At 58.6% G+C, this 13,863-nt stretch carries 13 protein-coding genes; 12 read left to right on the forward strand and 1 reads right to left on the reverse strand.

Annotated features, from left to right (window positions below):
- Positions 1-41: 41 nt before the first annotated feature.
- From ACR0C5_RS11165 to ACR0C5_RS11175, 3 genes are read left to right on the forward strand one after another with little or no spacing between them, the layout of a single operon-like run.
- Positions 42-890, forward strand: a complete 849-nt coding sequence (locus tag ACR0C5_RS11165) for a peptidylprolyl isomerase (protein ID WP_170771443.1) — start codon at positions 42-44, stop codon at positions 888-890.
- A gap of 6 nt (positions 891-896) precedes the next feature.
- Positions 897-2,123, forward strand: coding sequence for a bifunctional glutamate N-acetyltransferase/amino-acid acetyltransferase ArgJ (gene argJ / locus ACR0C5_RS11170; protein ID WP_170771445.1), 1,227 nt, complete (start codon positions 897-899; stop codon positions 2,121-2,123).
- Positions 2,120-2,518: a (deoxy)nucleoside triphosphate pyrophosphohydrolase gene (locus ACR0C5_RS11175; protein ID WP_170771448.1), complete on the forward strand. Its 399-nt coding sequence runs from the start codon at positions 2,120-2,122 to the stop codon at positions 2,516-2,518. Before argJ ends, ACR0C5_RS11175 begins: the two co-directional genes overlap by 4 nt.
- A gap of 94 nt (positions 2,519-2,612) precedes the next feature.
- Here the strand turns inward: ACR0C5_RS11175 and ACR0C5_RS11180 are convergent, their stop codons facing one another.
- Complete coding sequence (locus tag ACR0C5_RS11180) at positions 2,613-3,023, reverse strand: ester cyclase (protein WP_170790241.1); 411 nt, start codon at positions 3,021-3,023, stop codon at positions 2,613-2,615.
- A gap of 324 nt (positions 3,024-3,347) precedes the next feature.
- Between ACR0C5_RS11180 and ACR0C5_RS11185 the strand changes: the two genes are divergently transcribed.
- The 9 genes from ACR0C5_RS11185 to ACR0C5_RS11225 all read left to right on the forward strand — a co-directional run bounded on the left by ACR0C5_RS11185 (position 3,348) and on the right by ACR0C5_RS11225 (position 13,862).
- Complete coding sequence (locus ACR0C5_RS11185; protein WP_480505464.1) at positions 3,348-5,321, forward strand: AMP-binding protein; 1,974 nt, start codon at positions 3,348-3,350, stop codon at positions 5,319-5,321.
- Between the two features lie 79 nt (positions 5,322-5,400).
- Positions 5,401-6,219: an ABC transporter ATP-binding protein gene (locus ACR0C5_RS11190; protein ID WP_170355671.1), complete on the forward strand. Its 819-nt coding sequence runs from the start codon at positions 5,401-5,403 to the stop codon at positions 6,217-6,219.
- A 29-nt stretch (positions 6,220-6,248) separates the two neighbouring features.
- Positions 6,249-7,235, forward strand: a complete 987-nt coding sequence (locus ACR0C5_RS11195; RefSeq protein WP_170771455.1) for a branched-chain amino acid ABC transporter permease — start codon at positions 6,249-6,251, stop codon at positions 7,233-7,235.
- Positions 7,236-7,237: 2 nt separating this feature from the next.
- Entirely contained in the window at positions 7,238-7,495 is a 258-nt protein-coding gene (locus tag ACR0C5_RS11200) for a hypothetical protein (protein WP_170771457.1), read from the forward strand.
- 3 nt (positions 7,496-7,498) lie between these two features.
- Complete coding sequence (locus ACR0C5_RS11205; RefSeq protein WP_170771459.1) at positions 7,499-8,575, forward strand: branched-chain amino acid ABC transporter permease; 1,077 nt, start codon at positions 7,499-7,501, stop codon at positions 8,573-8,575.
- A 74-nt stretch (positions 8,576-8,649) separates the two neighbouring features.
- Positions 8,650-9,930 (forward strand): ABC transporter substrate-binding protein, encoded by a 1,281-nt coding sequence (locus ACR0C5_RS11210; protein ID WP_170771461.1) that lies wholly within the window; start codon positions 8,650-8,652, stop codon positions 9,928-9,930.
- Positions 9,931-10,004: 74 nt separating this feature from the next.
- Entirely contained in the window at positions 10,005-10,838 is an 834-nt protein-coding gene (locus ACR0C5_RS11215; RefSeq protein ID WP_170771463.1) for an ABC transporter ATP-binding protein, read from the forward strand.
- A 19-nt stretch (positions 10,839-10,857) separates the two neighbouring features.
- Positions 10,858-12,075: a phenylacetate--CoA ligase family protein gene (locus ACR0C5_RS11220; protein ID WP_170771465.1), complete on the forward strand. Its 1,218-nt coding sequence runs from the start codon at positions 10,858-10,860 to the stop codon at positions 12,073-12,075.
- 119 nt (positions 12,076-12,194) lie between these two features.
- Positions 12,195-13,862: an ABC transporter permease gene (locus tag ACR0C5_RS11225; protein ID WP_480876535.1), complete on the forward strand. Its 1,668-nt coding sequence runs from the start codon at positions 12,195-12,197 to the stop codon at positions 13,860-13,862.
- Position 13,863 lies beyond the last annotated feature (1 nt).

The following is a 13,863-nucleotide window of genomic DNA, read 5'->3' on the forward strand; positions in this document are numbered from 1 at the left end:
CAACGCTGCGCCCCGTCGCGGCTAGAAAATAGGATGAATCCATGCCCAAAGGCCTCACTTTTCTGCCATCGCTGGCCCTGACTGCCGTGCTGGCCCTGCCACTGGCCGCCGAAACCCAGCCCGATCCCAGCGCGGTCGTGGCCCGTGTGAACGGGGAAGAGATCACATTGGGTCACATCATCGCTACTGCCGCAGCCTTGCCCGAGCAATATCAGCAGATCGAAGACGATGTTCTTTATGATCTGATTGTCGATCAGTTGATCCAGCAGCAATTGCTGGGCCAACAGCAGGACGCGCTGACCCGGCTGAACGCACTGGGCATCGAGAATGAAACCCGATCTCTGCGTGCGGTGCAGACTGTGAATGCGTTGATCGAGGAAAATCTGACGGATGAGGCGATCCAGGCCGCCTATGATGCGCAATATGCTGATTTCCAGGGCGCGGATGAATATAACGCCAGCCACATTCTGGTCGAAACCGAAGAAGAAGCGAATGAAATCAAGGCTCAGCTTGATGACGGTGCTGATTTCGCGCAACTGGCGCGCGAGAAATCCACCGGCCCGTCCGGCCCGAATGGGGGTGAGTTGGGTTGGTTCGGCCCGGGTCGCATGGTGCCTGCCTTCGAGGCTGCCGTTGTCAGTCTGGAAAAGGGCCAGGTTTCGGACCCTGTGAAAACTCAGTTCGGCTGGCACGTTGTCACCCTGAACGACAAGCGCAAAACCGAAGCCCCGGATATTGAGGCTGTCCGCGCCGAACTGTCCCAAGGTCTTCAGCAGGAGATCATTCAGGCGCGCATCGACGAGCTGACCCAGCAGGCCGAGATCGAGCGCCCCACGACCGAGGGTGTCGGACCCGAGGCACTGCGTCAGATCGAACTGCTTCAGGAGTAACCGTCCGTGGCAACGATTACCAAAGTTTCGCCTCTGGCTCCGGCGGCATTCCCCGACCTGCCCGCAATTGACGGCGTGCGATTTGCCACTGTTGAGGCGGGTGTGCGCTACCAGGGCCGCACCGATGTGATGCTGGCGGTGCTGGATCCCGGTACCTCGGTGGCGGGGGTGTTCACGCGTTCCGCCACCCGCGCGGCCCCGGTGCTGGATTGTCAGGACAAGATCGGTGGGGCCAGCGATGGTCCGGCGGCTATTTTGGTGAACTCGGGCAATGCCAATGCATTCACCGGGCACTACGGCCAGACCTCTGTGGCCGAAGTGACGCAGGCCGTGTCCAAAGCCACCGGCGTCGGGGTCGAGCGGGTATTTACATCGTCCACCGGCGTGATCGGCGAGCCGCTGCCCCATGGTCGCATCGTATCGCAGCTTGAGACGCTTAAAATGGGTCTCAGCCGCCACGCCATTGAAGACGCCGCGCGGGCGATCATGACGACCGACACCTTCCCCAAGGGGGCAAGCGCACAGGTCGAGATTGACGACAAAACAGTCTCTATTGCTGGGATCGCCAAGGGTTCAGGCATGATCGCGCCGGATATGGCGACGATGCTGGTTTACATCTTCACCGATGCGCAAGTCGAACAATCGGCGCTACAAGCGATGCTGGGCGCGCAGACCGACCGCACCTTCAACTGCATCACGGTGGACAGCGATACTTCGACCTCGGACACGCTGCTGCTTTGCGCCACCGGGGCCTCGGGCGTGGATGCCACAGGCAATGCAGCGTTTGCGCAGGCGCTTGAAACGGTGATGCTGGACCTTGCGCAGCAGGTGGTGCGCGACGGTGAAGGCGCCACGAAATTCGTAGAAATTCGTGTGACCGGAGCAGCCACGGACGCGGATGCCAAGGTGCATGGGTTGGCGATTGCCAACTCGCCGCTGGTGAAAACGGCGATTGCGGGCGAAGACCCGAACTGGGGCCGCGTGGTCATGGCCATCGGCAAATCCGGAGCGGCTGCGGATCGCGACCTTCTGAGCATCTCTTTCGGCGATATTCTGGTGGCTGAGAAAGGCTGGGTCAGCCCCGACTACCGCGAGGAAGACGCTGCCGCCTATATGAAAGGTCAGGATCTGGTGATCGCGGTCGATCTGGGGCTGGATGAAGGCGCATCCACCGTTTGGACCTGCGACCTGACGCACGGCTATATCGAGATCAACGCGGATTATCGTTCATGAAGACCGTTTTGGTGTCGGCCGTCGCCCTGATCGACGTCGAAGGCCGGGTGCTGCTGGCGCAGCGCCCCGAGGGGAAGTCCATGGCCGGTCTGTGGGAATTCCCCGGCGGCAAGGTCGAACCCTGCGAAACCCCCGAGGTCGCCCTGATCCGCGAGCTGGAGGAAGAACTGGGCATCAACACCTGGGCCTCCTGCCTAGCACCGCTGACCTTTGCCAGCCACAGCTATGACGATTTCCACCTGTTGATGCCGCTGTTCGCTTGCCGGAAATGGGAGGGGATACCACAATCAAAAGAAGGTCAGGCGCTGAAATGGGTCCGCGCTAGTGATCTGCGGAACTATCCTATGCCCGCAGCTGATGTGCCGTTGATCCCGATTCTGCGGGATTGGTTGTAGTGTCGCGGCAGGGCGCATGCCCCCTGTGGCCAAAAGAGAGCACGCGGTGGTCGGAATTGCGTGATTTGTGACCTGTACCCCTGATCCTAAAGTATTAGGCCCAGCCGAGCTGTTTCAAGGAATGCGCATCATTCCATATCTTGGTCATGTGTTTGATTTTGTCACCGTCAAACTCAATGGCATAGACGTATTCCGCGGCCAGAGTTTTTCCCGTAGCAGGCACTGGGCCATCCACGGAATGAGTTCCATGGAACACGGCAAATATGCTTGCAATTCCACGCTCTTCATCAACAGAAAATGATTTGAGCTCATAATGACCATCCGGGATCGGAGTCAGCAGGTTTTTCATCCAGTCTGCGTAACCTTCCAGGGAAGTGACGTCGGCCAATGCGTCGGCTTGTGCTGAAAACGTCGCGCCCTCATGGCAAAAGTTTTTGCAGGCGTCCCAGCCTTTGCCTGTATCGCAGGCCTCAAAGAATTCTCTTGCGGCTTTTCGGATAGACATGTGTTTCCCCCCCTACGAAACTGTGGCCAACCGTGTTGGCCATCAACTGAAGCAGTAAGAAACAGGGTACGCTGAAATAGCTCATTATCAAAATGCGCGGAAATATCGTGGCTTGGTGACGACATTTTGACTGATGTGCTCCGGCGATCCATCCAATCCATCACCCTTCCACCCCTGTTACAATTCGTAAGAATTGAGAAAACATCAGGCAAAACTTGCCGCTGATCCTCCGCCTGTCCCTTCGTGGGGCATTGGCGTTCGGGCACCATCCCGAACCCGCCATTTCCGACCCAAGGGAGGGGTCGGGTGGGGAGGAGAGAAAGATTGGCTCAGACGCAATCGGGCGCTGAAGGGTTGGTTTCCCTTCCGGCGCTGTTACATCGCAATGCGACGCAGTTCGGGGATGCCCCGGCCTACCGGGAAAAGGAATTCGGGATCTGGCAATGCTGGTCCTGGGCTGAAACCGCCGCCGAGGTGCGCAAACTGGCGTTGGGATTTCTGGAGATCGGCGTTGAGAAGGGCGACCATATCGCCGTCATCGGCCGCAACCGCCCGGCGCATTACTGGTCGATGGTCGCCGCTCAGATGGTAGGAGCGGTGCCGGTGCCGCTGTATCAGGACTCGGTCGCGGAAGAGATGGCCTATGTGCTGGAACATTGCGGCGCGAAATTCGTCGTCTGCGGTGATCAGGAGCAGGTCGACAAGGTCATCGAGATTCAGCAGGGGCTGCATCAGGTCAAGCATATCCTCTACACCGACAAGCGGGGGATGCGGAAATACGACCATTCCCAGATGAACGCGCTGGACGACATCATGGCCGAGGGCAGCGCCGGTCACGCTCGGTTTGACGCGGAACTGGACAAGCGTATCGCGGCGATCACCTATGACGATACCTGCGTGATGCTCTATACTTCGGGCACGACGGGCAAGCCCAAGGGCGTGGTGCTGTCGAACCGCAATGTGATCGAAAGCGCCAAGAACTCGGCTGAGTTCGACCATCTGACCCGCAACGAAGATATTCTGTCCTACCTGCCGATGGCGTGGGTGGGCGATTTCATATTCTCGATCGGTCAGGCCTATTGGTGCGGCTTCTGCGTGAACTGCCCAGAAAGCGCCGACACGATGATGACCGACCTGCGCGAGATCGGGCCGACCTATTTCTTTGCCCCGCCGCGCGTGTTTGAGACGCAGCTGACCAACGTGATGATCCGGATGGAGGATGCGGGCAAGCTGAAGAAGCGCATGTTCCGTCACTTCATGGATCACGCCAAGAAGGTGGGCGGTCTGTTGCTGGATGGCAAGCCGGTTGGGTTTGGCGACAAGGTGAAATACGCGCTGGGCAACATGCTGGTTTATGGTCCTCTGAAGGATACGCTGGGTTATGGCCGGTTCCGCGTCGGCTATACGGCGGGTGAGGCGATTGGGCCTGAGATTTTTGATTTCTACCGCTCACTGGGTATCAATCTAAAGCAGCTATATGGTCAGACCGAAGCCACCGTTTTCATTACTGTACAGCCAGACGGCGAGGTGCGCGCGGATACGGTTGGTGTTCCTGCGCCGGATGTCGAGTTGAAGATCGACGACAAGGGCGAGATTCACTATCGCTCGCCCGGTGTGTTTGTCGAGTATTACAATAACCCGGATTCGACCGCCTCGACCAAGGATGCCGAGGGTTGGGTGGCAACCGGGGATGCCGGGTTCATCGAGGAAGGGTCAGGCCATTTGCGGATCATCGACCGTGCTAAGGACGTGGGCAAAATGGCCGACGGGTCGATGTTTGCACCGAAATATGTCGAGAACAAACTGAAGTTCTATCCCGATATTCTTGAGGTTGTTCTGTTCGGAAACGGCAAAGATCGCTGCGTGGCCTTTATCAATATCGACCTGACGGCGGTGGGTAACTGGGCCGAGCGGAACAATGTGGCTTATGGGTCCTATCAGGAACTGACCAGTCATCCCCGTGTGTTAGAGACGATCAAGTCGCATGTGGAAGAGGTCAACAAGTCGGTTGCGGCAGATGAGATGCTGTCGGGCTGCCAGGTGCATCGCTTTGTGGTCCTGCACAAAGAGTTGGATGCGGATGATGGTGAAATGACCCGGACCCGAAAGGTGCGGCGCGGCTTTGTGGAAGAGAAATTCCACGACATCATTGATGCGCTTTATGACGGATCATCCAGCGTTTCGACTACGACTGAAGTAACCTATGAGGACGGGCGTAAGGGGTCGATCTCGGCCACGCTGGAAATTGTGGACGCGCCGGTTGTTGCTGCGACCTCGCACAAGGTGGCGGCGGAATGAGGGCCGTTCGAGCGCCGCTCGACCTTGCGGTCATCGCCCCGCCCGCCGTCCCGTTTTTTTACAGCTCAGGGAGGATCTGATGCTGGATAGTTCCGAAGGATATGTCACCGAAGACGGCCGCAAGATCGGCGGTGTGGTGATGGAGATGAAGAACATCACCCTGCGTTTTGGCGGTGTGGTGGCAATCAAGGATATCTCGTTCGACATTCGCGAGGGTGAGATCCGGGCAATTATCGGACCGAATGGGGCGGGCAAGTCCTCGATGCTGAACGTGATCTCGGGGTTCTATGTGCCGCAGGAGGGTGAGGTTTGGTTTCACGGATCAAAACGCCCGCAGATGCGACCCTTTGAGGTGGCGCAGCAGGGGATTGCACGGACGTTCCAGAATATCGCTCTTTTCGAGGGGATGAGCGTTTTGGATAACGTCATGACAGGGCGTTTGGGCTTCATGAAGACGAATATTATCCAACAGGCCTTGTGGAAGGGCAAAGCCGAGGCGGAAGAGACGGAAAATCGCGAGGCGGTCGAGAAGATCATCGATTTCTTGGAAATCCAGCACATCCGCAAAACACCTGTGTCTCGCCTGCCCTACGGGCTGAAGAAACGGGTCGAACTGGCGCGAGCCTTGGCGGCGGAGCCAAAGCTGCTGCTGCTGGATGAGCCGATGGCGGGCATGAATGTCGAGGAAAAAGAGGACATGAGCCGCTTTATCCTGGACGTGAATGACGAGTTTGGCACCACCATCGCGCTGATCGAACACGACATGGGCGTTGTGATGGACCTGAGCGACCGCGTGGTGGTGATGGATTATGGCCGCAAGATCGGTGACGGCACACCCGATGAGGTGCGCAACAATCAAGAGGTCATCGACGCCTATCTGGGGGTGAGCCATGACTAGACATCTGACAGACATGAGAGGGGGCGGACATGCCTGATCAGTTGGTATTTGCGATGGAGGTCATTCTGAATGGCCTGATGGCCGGGGTCCTTTATGCGCTGGTCGCGCTGGGCTTTGTGCTGATTTACAAGGCATCGGGGATTTTTAACTATGCCCAAGGGGTTATGGCACTGTTTGCGGCAATGACTCTGGTGGGGATCATGAAAGGTCAGGTGCCGTTTGCGCATCTGATCAATGCCATGTTCGGCACGCATATCCACTATTTTGGCTGGAACGTGCCTGCGCTGCTGGCGATTATTCTGACCATGGCGGTGATGGTGTTGCTGGCCTGGGCGGTGCAGCGCTTTGTGATGCGCCATCTGGTGGGTCAGGAGCCGATCATCCTGTTCATGGCGACGATCGGCCTGGCTTATCTGCTGGAAGGTGTGGCCGATCTGATGTGGGGCTCTGAAATCAAGACGCTGGATGTGGGCCTGCCGCAGGGCATCAACCTGTGGATTGATGAGAGCACATTCAACATCTTCGGCTACGGCTTCTTCATCGACAATCTGGACATTGTTGCAACAGTTATCGCGGCATTGCTGGTGGCGGCGCTGGTGGCGTTCAGCCAGTACACCAAGCAGGGCCGGGCGATGCGTGCGGTGGCCGATGACCACCAGGCGGCGCTGTCCGTGGGGATTTCGCTGAATTTCATCTGGGTGATGGTTTGGTCGGTCGCCGGGTTCGTGGCCCTTGTCGCAGGCATCATGTGGGGTACGAAATCGGGTGTGCAGTTCTCGCTATCGCTGATCGCGCTCAAGGCGCTGCCGGTGCTGATGCTGGGCGGGTTCACCTCGATCCCCGGAGCGATTGTCGGAGGGTTGATCATCGGTGTGGGCGAGAAACTGTTCGAATTTGCCATCGGCCCGCTTGTGGGCGGTGCGACCGAGAACTGGTTTGCCTATGTGCTGGCGCTGATCTTCCTCGTGTTCCGGCCGCAGGGTCTGTTCGGTGAGAAGATCATCGAGAGGGTGTAGCGATGCAAAAGTTCCTCGCCATCACCAACGTGATCGCATGGGCCGGGTTCTGGGCCTTTGGATATATCGCTCTGACGTCGGATGATCTGACGGACGGGCAGGTGACAATCGCAGCGATCCTGGCTTTTGCCGGACTGGTCATGGGCATCCTGGCCTACCTCAAGCTGGTCCGTGCGTCCGAGGCGACGGGATATGCCAAAGGATCGAACCAACTGGATGCCGCAGCCCGCAACCGGGCGCAGGAAGAATGGGGAAAGTAAGACATGTTCTATCGTGAAGCCGGAGATTTCAAAGTCTCTTACGTGGATGACAGCCAGACCTTCCCGATCAAGTTCGACCGGTATCGGTACTATGTGGTGCTTGCCGTGGCGTTTGGGATCATCCCGTTCATCATCAACGACTATTGGGCAAATGCGCTGCTGCTGCCGTTTCTGATCTATGCGATTGCGGCGATCGGACTGAACATTCTGGTGGGCTATTGCGGGCAGGTTTCGCTGGGCACCGGCGGGTTCATGGCTGTAGGGGCCTATGCTTGCTATAAGCTGATGACGGCCTTCCCGGATGTCAGCATGTTCATCCATGTCATCCTTGCCGGAGGTATCACCGCGTTGGTCGGTGTGCTGTTTGGCCTTCCAAGCCTTAGGATCAAAGGGTTCTATCTGGCCGTGGCGACTTTGGCGGCGCAGTTCTTCCTTGTCTGGCTGTTCAACAGGGTGCCGTGGTTCTACAACTATTCGGCCTCGGGGCAGATTAATGCGCCGGAACGCGATGTGTTTGGTATCATCATTACCGGCCCGAATGCGCCTGCATGGGCAACCTATCTGTTTTGCCTGATCTTCCTAGCGGTCTGCGCCGTCGTCGCTCGCAACCTGACGCGTGGTACCACAGGACGTAAATGGATGGCGATCCGGGACATGGACATCGCGGCCGAGATCATTGGTGTGAATCCACTTCGGGCTAAGCTGACGGCTTTTGCTGTCAGCTCGTTCTTTGTGGGTATTTCGGGTGCGTTGTTCTTTGCGGTTTATCTGGGCGCGGTCGAGGTCGGCGAAGTCTTCGGTATTCAGAAATCGTTCCTGGTGCTGTTCATGATCATTATCGGTGGACTGGGATCCATCTTTGGATCTTTTGCCGGGGCTGCGTTCCTTGTGCTGTTGCCCGTTGTCCTGAAGGTCGTCGGCGCGGACATGCTGGGCTGGCCCACCGATATCGTGGCTCATTTGAATCTCGTCATCGTTGGCGCGCTGATCATCATGTTCCTGATCCTTGAACCGCATGGGCTGGCGCAGCTGTGGCGCGTGGCCAAAGAGAAACTCAGACTCTGGCCGTTCCCGCACTAAGCGGTCCGGCCCAATCAGATAACGGGTGCAAAGCCCGAACTCACCATCGGACCAACCAAGGGAGGAGACACCCGATGAAATTGAAACTGGCAACCATGGCGCTCGGCGCCGCAATGGCGGCAGGTCCGGTTATGGCCGACCTCGTATTCCCGTCGCTCAGCTATCGGACCGGGCCTTATGCGGCGGGCGGTATCCCGTTCGCGGATGGCTATGCTGATTACTTTACCCTGCTGAATGAACGCGATGGCGGTATTGGTGGCGTGGCGACCAAGGTGATCGAATGCGAAACCGGCTATAACACCGAAAAAGGTGTGGAATGCTATGAATCCACCAAGGGCGAAGGCTCGCTGGTGTATCAGCCGCTGTCGACTGGTATCACCTATCAGCTGATCCCCAAAACCACCGCAGATGGCATTCCGATGCACACGATGGGGTATGGGCGCACCTCGGCCAAAAACGGCGATGTGTTCAGCCATACGTTCAACTATCCTGCGAACTACTGGGATGGGGCCTCGGGCGCGATCAACTACCTGCTGGATACCAACAACGGCGACCTGAGCGGCAAGAAAATCGCGCTGGTCTACCACAACTCGGCCTATGGCAAGGAACCGATCCGCACGCTGGAAGAGCTGTCTGCCAAGCACGGGTTCGAGCTGGTTGCCCTGCCGGTGGATCATCCTGGTCAGGAGCAGAAGTCGCAGTGGCTGCAAATCCGCCGTGATCGTCCCGATTTCGTCCTGATGTGGGGCTGGGGCGTGATGAACCAGGTGGCTGTGCAGGAAGCTGCCAACATCCGTTACCCGATGGAAAACTTCATCGGCATCTGGTGGTCGGGCTCGGAAAACGACGTGCTGCCAGCGGGTGAAGCTGCGAATGGCTACAAGGCGCTGACCTTCCACAATGTGGGCACCGATTTCCCGGTCTTTGATGACCTGCAGAAATATGTCGTCGATGCCGGTAAAGCCGCTGGCGCGGGCGATCAGGTGGGTACGGTTCTGTACAACCGTGGCCTCTATGCCGCAATGCTGGCCGCCGAAGCTGCCAAAAAAGCGCAGGAAATCCACGGCACCGCCGACATCACCCCTGCGATGATGCGCGACGGCATGGAAGCGCTGGAAATCACCGAAGCCAAAATGACCGAACTGGGCCTGCCAAACTTTGGCCCGACCTTCTCGGTTTCGTGTGAAAACCACGGCGGCGACGCTCTGGTCGGTGTGACCCAGTGGGATGCGACCAACAAGACCTGGAGCCTGATTTCCGAGTTCAAAGCCACCGATGGCGACGTGATCGGCCCGCTGATCAACGAGGATTCGGGTGCATATGCGTCGGAAAACAACATCGGTTCGCGCTGCTGATCCGGTGATCTGAAACACGGGGCGGCGGGCTCTCGCCGTCCCGACCTAAACACAAGGCTTGAGGACACGCGCTGATGCTGGATGCGGCTCAAAACACCGAAGTGCAGACCGAAACCCTGCTTGAGGTCAACAATATCGAGGTGATCTACAATCACGTGATCCTCGTCCTCAAAGGCGTCAGCCTGACCGTGCCCAAGGGCGGTATTACCGCGCTGCTGGGTGGAAACGGGGCTGGCAAGACGACGACGCTCAAGGCGGTGTCGAACCTGCTGCATTCCGAACGCGGCGAGGTGACGAAAGGCACGATCAAGTATCGCGGCACCAGCGTGCATGAAAGCGATCCGGCGGATTTGGTTGAAAAGGGTGTCATCCAGGTGATGGAAGGCCGCCATTGCTTCGAACACCTGACGGTTGAGGAAAACCTGCTGACCGGTGCCTATACCCGCAAGGACGGTGCGGCGGCGATCCAGAAAGACCTTGAGCTTGTCTATTCCTATTTCCCACGGCTGGCCGAACGCCGCAAATCCCAAGCCGGATATACTTCGGGCGGTGAGCAACAGATGGTCGCCATGGGGCGCGCATTGATGTCGCGGCCCGAGACAATCCTGCTGGACGAACCCTCGATGGGTCTGGCCCCGCAGCTGGTCGAAGAGATTTTCGGAATCGTGAAGGACCTGAACGAGAAAGAGGGTGTGTCCTTCCTGTTGGCCGAACAGAACACCAACGTGGCGCTGCGGTTTGCGCATTACGGCTACATCTTGGAATCGGGTCGTGTGGTGATGGATGGCCCGGCGGCGGAACTGCGCGAAAACCCGGATGTGAAGGAATTCTACCTCGGTATGTCGGATGAGGGCCGCAAAAGCTTCCGCGATGTGCGGTCCTATCGCCGCCGCAAGAGGTGGCTGTAAGCGGATGGAGGATCTGGCGATGACCTATTTCGACGCACTCGAAACCCGATCAGCCGACAAACGCGCCGCCGATCAGGCCGAGGCGCTACAAAAACAACTTGCACGGGCCCTGTCTGCCCCCGGTTTTCAAACGCATCTTGCGGATGTGGAGACAGATGGTGTCACATCGGTTGAGGACTTGCCCAAACTGCCGGTTCTGCGCAAATCCCATCTGGCGCAGGCGCAGGCTGCGCGTCCACCGTTCGGGGGGTTCACGGTCAAACCTGCGCGGCATTTTCACCATGTGTTTCAGTCTCCGGGTCCGATCTATGAACCGGGTAGCACCGATCCCGACTGGTGGCGTATGGGCAGGTTCCTGCACGCTGCTGGTGTAGGGCCGGGCGATATCGTTCAGAATTGCTTTGGCTATCACCTGACGCCCGCGGGTATGATCTTTGAAAGCGGCGCGCGCGCGGTCGGGGCGGCTGTTTTGCCCGCAGGCACCGGCCAGACCGAGTTGCAGGTGACAGCAGCGCGTGATGTAGGCTGCACCGCCTATGCCGGGACGCCGGACTATCTGAAGGTCATACTGGACAAGGCGGATGAGATGGGCGTCCAGCTTCGGTTCACTACCGCCGTCGTAGGCGGCGGGGCCTTGTTCCCGTCACTGCGGCAGGAATACGCGGATCGTGGAATCTCGTGCCTGCAATGCTATGCGACCGCCGATCTGGGTAACATCGCCTACGAAAGCCCCGCCATGGAGGGGATGATCATCGACGAACATGTCATTGTCGAGATCGTGACCCCCGGCACCGGTACCCCAGTGGCAGAGGGTGAAGTGGGTGAGGTCGTTGTGACCTCTTTGAACCCCGACTATCCGCTGATCCGTTTCGCGACGGGCGATCTATCGGCGATCATGCCCGGCCATTCATCTTGCGGACGCACGAATGCGCGGATCAAGGGCTGGATGGGCCGCGCCGATCAGACCACCAAGATCAAGGGTATGTTTGTGCGCCCCGAACAGGTGGCCGCGCTGGTCGATAAACATGCCGAGATCGTCAAAGCCCGCGTCATTGCCGCCCGCCAGGGTGAGATGGACATGATGACCGTTCAGATCGAAAGCCCCGGTGGCGATGACATGGCCTACGCTAAATCGGTTGTCGAGCTGCTGAAACTGAAGGGCGCGATCGAGGTCGTCGCGCCGGGATCGCTGCCCAAGGACGGGTTGGTGATCGAGGATCAGCGCGTTTACGAATGAGGCCAAGCAGGTCTGCGGCAGTATGTGCCGCAGATTTGTATCCCTGCCCACTGGTGTTTCTGACCGTTTTGGTCGATTAATGACGAAACCTGCGCCTTAGCCAGTAACAAGCCGGGATCATGGCCGACGTCGAATTCTCAGAACATGGAACGCGCAATCGCGGCGCGTTGGGCACCCGGTTGGTGGCGACAGTAGCCTGTCTGGTGGCGGCGGCCTGTCTGCTGCCTATGCTCGCAGTTGTTCTGGCGGCGGTGACGGGCGGGACGGACACGATCTCGCACCTGATGGACACGGTCTTGCCGGGCTATGCGCTGACCACTGCGGTGCTGGTTATTTTGGTGGCGATGGGGACGTTTGCCATCGGTGTCGGTGCGGCGTGGCTGGTAACGATGACGCGCTTTCCCGGAGTTCGGTTTCTGGAAATCGCTCTGGTGCTGCCGCTGGCCTTTCCGGCCTATGTTCTGGCCTATGCCTATACGTTTATTTTGGACCACCCCGGTATCGTTCAGACCACCCTGCGCGACGTGACCGGCTGGGGTCCGCGCGACTATTGGTTCCCCGAGATCCGCTCGACCGAAGGCGCGGCGGTTATGCTGATCCTCGTGCTGTACCCGTATGTCTATCTGCTGGCTCGCGCGGCTTTTTTGCAGCAAAGCGCCACTGCCTTTCTGGCGGCCCGCGCGCTGGGTAACAGCCCTTGGGGCGCATTCTGGCGCGTGTCGTTGCCAATGGCGCGCCCGGCGATTGCAGGGGGCGTGTTGCTGGCGATCATGGAGACCATCGCAGATTTCGGCACCGTCGCCTATTTTGGCGTGCAGACCTTTGCCACCGGCATCTATACCAGCTGGTTTTCTATCGGAGACCGCGCTGCCGCCGCGCAACTGGCGTTGTGCCTGCTGGGTTTTGCGCTGGTCATGGCCGTGGCTGAACGGATGCAACGCGGCAAAGCGAAATACTATCAGGCGGGCAAAAACCACGCTGCGCTGCCCTCGGCCCAATTAAAGGGATGGCAGGCGGCAGCGGCGTTCACGCTGTGCATCATCCCGGTGTTGCTGGGGTTCCTGCTGCCTGTGTTCATTCTGGTGCAGATGGGGACGGAATCGGAACAAAACCTGCTGTCACGGCGCTATATCGGGTTCATTCAAAACTCGCTGATTTTGGCAGGGACGGCTGCGGTCGTGACGGTTTTTGCTGCGATCTGCGTTGGGTTCTTTCAACGGCTTCGGCCTGGTCGGGTATCCTCTAGCACAGGGTATATGGCGCGGCTGGGCTATGCGGTGCCCGGCGGAGTTATCGCCGTCGGACTGATCGTGCCCTTTGCCAGTTTCGACAATGCTCTGGATGCGTGGATGCGGCAGACTTTCGATATCTCGACCGGGTTGCTTGTCACCGGCTCGATCTGGCTGTTGGTTGCGGCCTATATGGTCCGGTTCCTGGCCGCTGCGCTAAGTGCCTATGAGGGCGGTCAAAGCACAGTCCACGCCAATATGGACGCGGCCTCTCGGTCCTTGGGGCAAAGCCCGCTGGGCACGTTGCGCCGAGTGCACTTGCCGATTCTGACACCATCGCTGCTGACCGCGCTGCTGATCGTGTTTGTGGACGTGATGAAAGAGCTGCCCGCGACCCTGATCATGCGCCCGTTCAACTTCGACACACTGGCGGTGCAGGCCTATCGGCTGGCCTCGGACGAACGGCTTGAGGGGGCTGCGGTGCCGTCGCTAGTCATTCTGGCTGTGGGACTGCTACCGGTCATTTTGATTTGCCGGCAAGTGGGTCGCAGACGCTAGG

Source organism: Ruegeria sp. N8 (assembly GCF_056531325.1).

What these genes read in the sequence shown, in the direction of transcription:
- ACR0C5_RS11200 (WP_170771457.1), top strand. Translation starts at nt 7,238, where the DNA reads ATGCAAAAGTTCCTCGCCATCACCAACGTGATCGCATGGGCCGGGTTC.
- ACR0C5_RS11175 (WP_170771448.1), top strand. Translation starts at nt 2,120, where the DNA reads ATGAAGACCGTTTTGGTGTCGGCCGTCGCCCTGATCGACGTCGAAGGC.
- ACR0C5_RS11205 (WP_170771459.1), top strand. Translation starts at nt 7,499, where the DNA reads ATGTTCTATCGTGAAGCCGGAGATTTCAAAGTCTCTTACGTGGATGAC.
- ACR0C5_RS11190 (WP_170355671.1), top strand. Translation starts at nt 5,401, where the DNA reads ATGCTGGATAGTTCCGAAGGATATGTCACCGAAGACGGCCGCAAGATC.
- ACR0C5_RS11165 (WP_170771443.1), top strand. Translation starts at nt 42, where the DNA reads ATGCCCAAAGGCCTCACTTTTCTGCCATCGCTGGCCCTGACTGCCGTG.
- ACR0C5_RS11195 (WP_170771455.1), top strand. Translation starts at nt 6,249, where the DNA reads ATGCCTGATCAGTTGGTATTTGCGATGGAGGTCATTCTGAATGGCCTG.
- ACR0C5_RS11210 (WP_170771461.1), top strand. Translation starts at nt 8,650, where the DNA reads ATGAAATTGAAACTGGCAACCATGGCGCTCGGCGCCGCAATGGCGGCA.
- ACR0C5_RS11220 (WP_170771465.1), top strand. Translation starts at nt 10,858, where the DNA reads ATGACCTATTTCGACGCACTCGAAACCCGATCAGCCGACAAACGCGCC.
- ACR0C5_RS11225 (WP_480876535.1), top strand. Translation starts at nt 12,195, where the DNA reads ATGGCCGACGTCGAATTCTCAGAACATGGAACGCGCAATCGCGGCGCG.
- ACR0C5_RS11180 (WP_170790241.1), bottom strand. Translation starts at nt 3,023, where the DNA reads ATGTCTATCCGAAAAGCCGCAAGAGAATTCTTTGAGGCCTGCGATACA.
- ACR0C5_RS11215 (WP_170771463.1), top strand. Translation starts at nt 10,005, where the DNA reads ATGCTGGATGCGGCTCAAAACACCGAAGTGCAGACCGAAACCCTGCTT.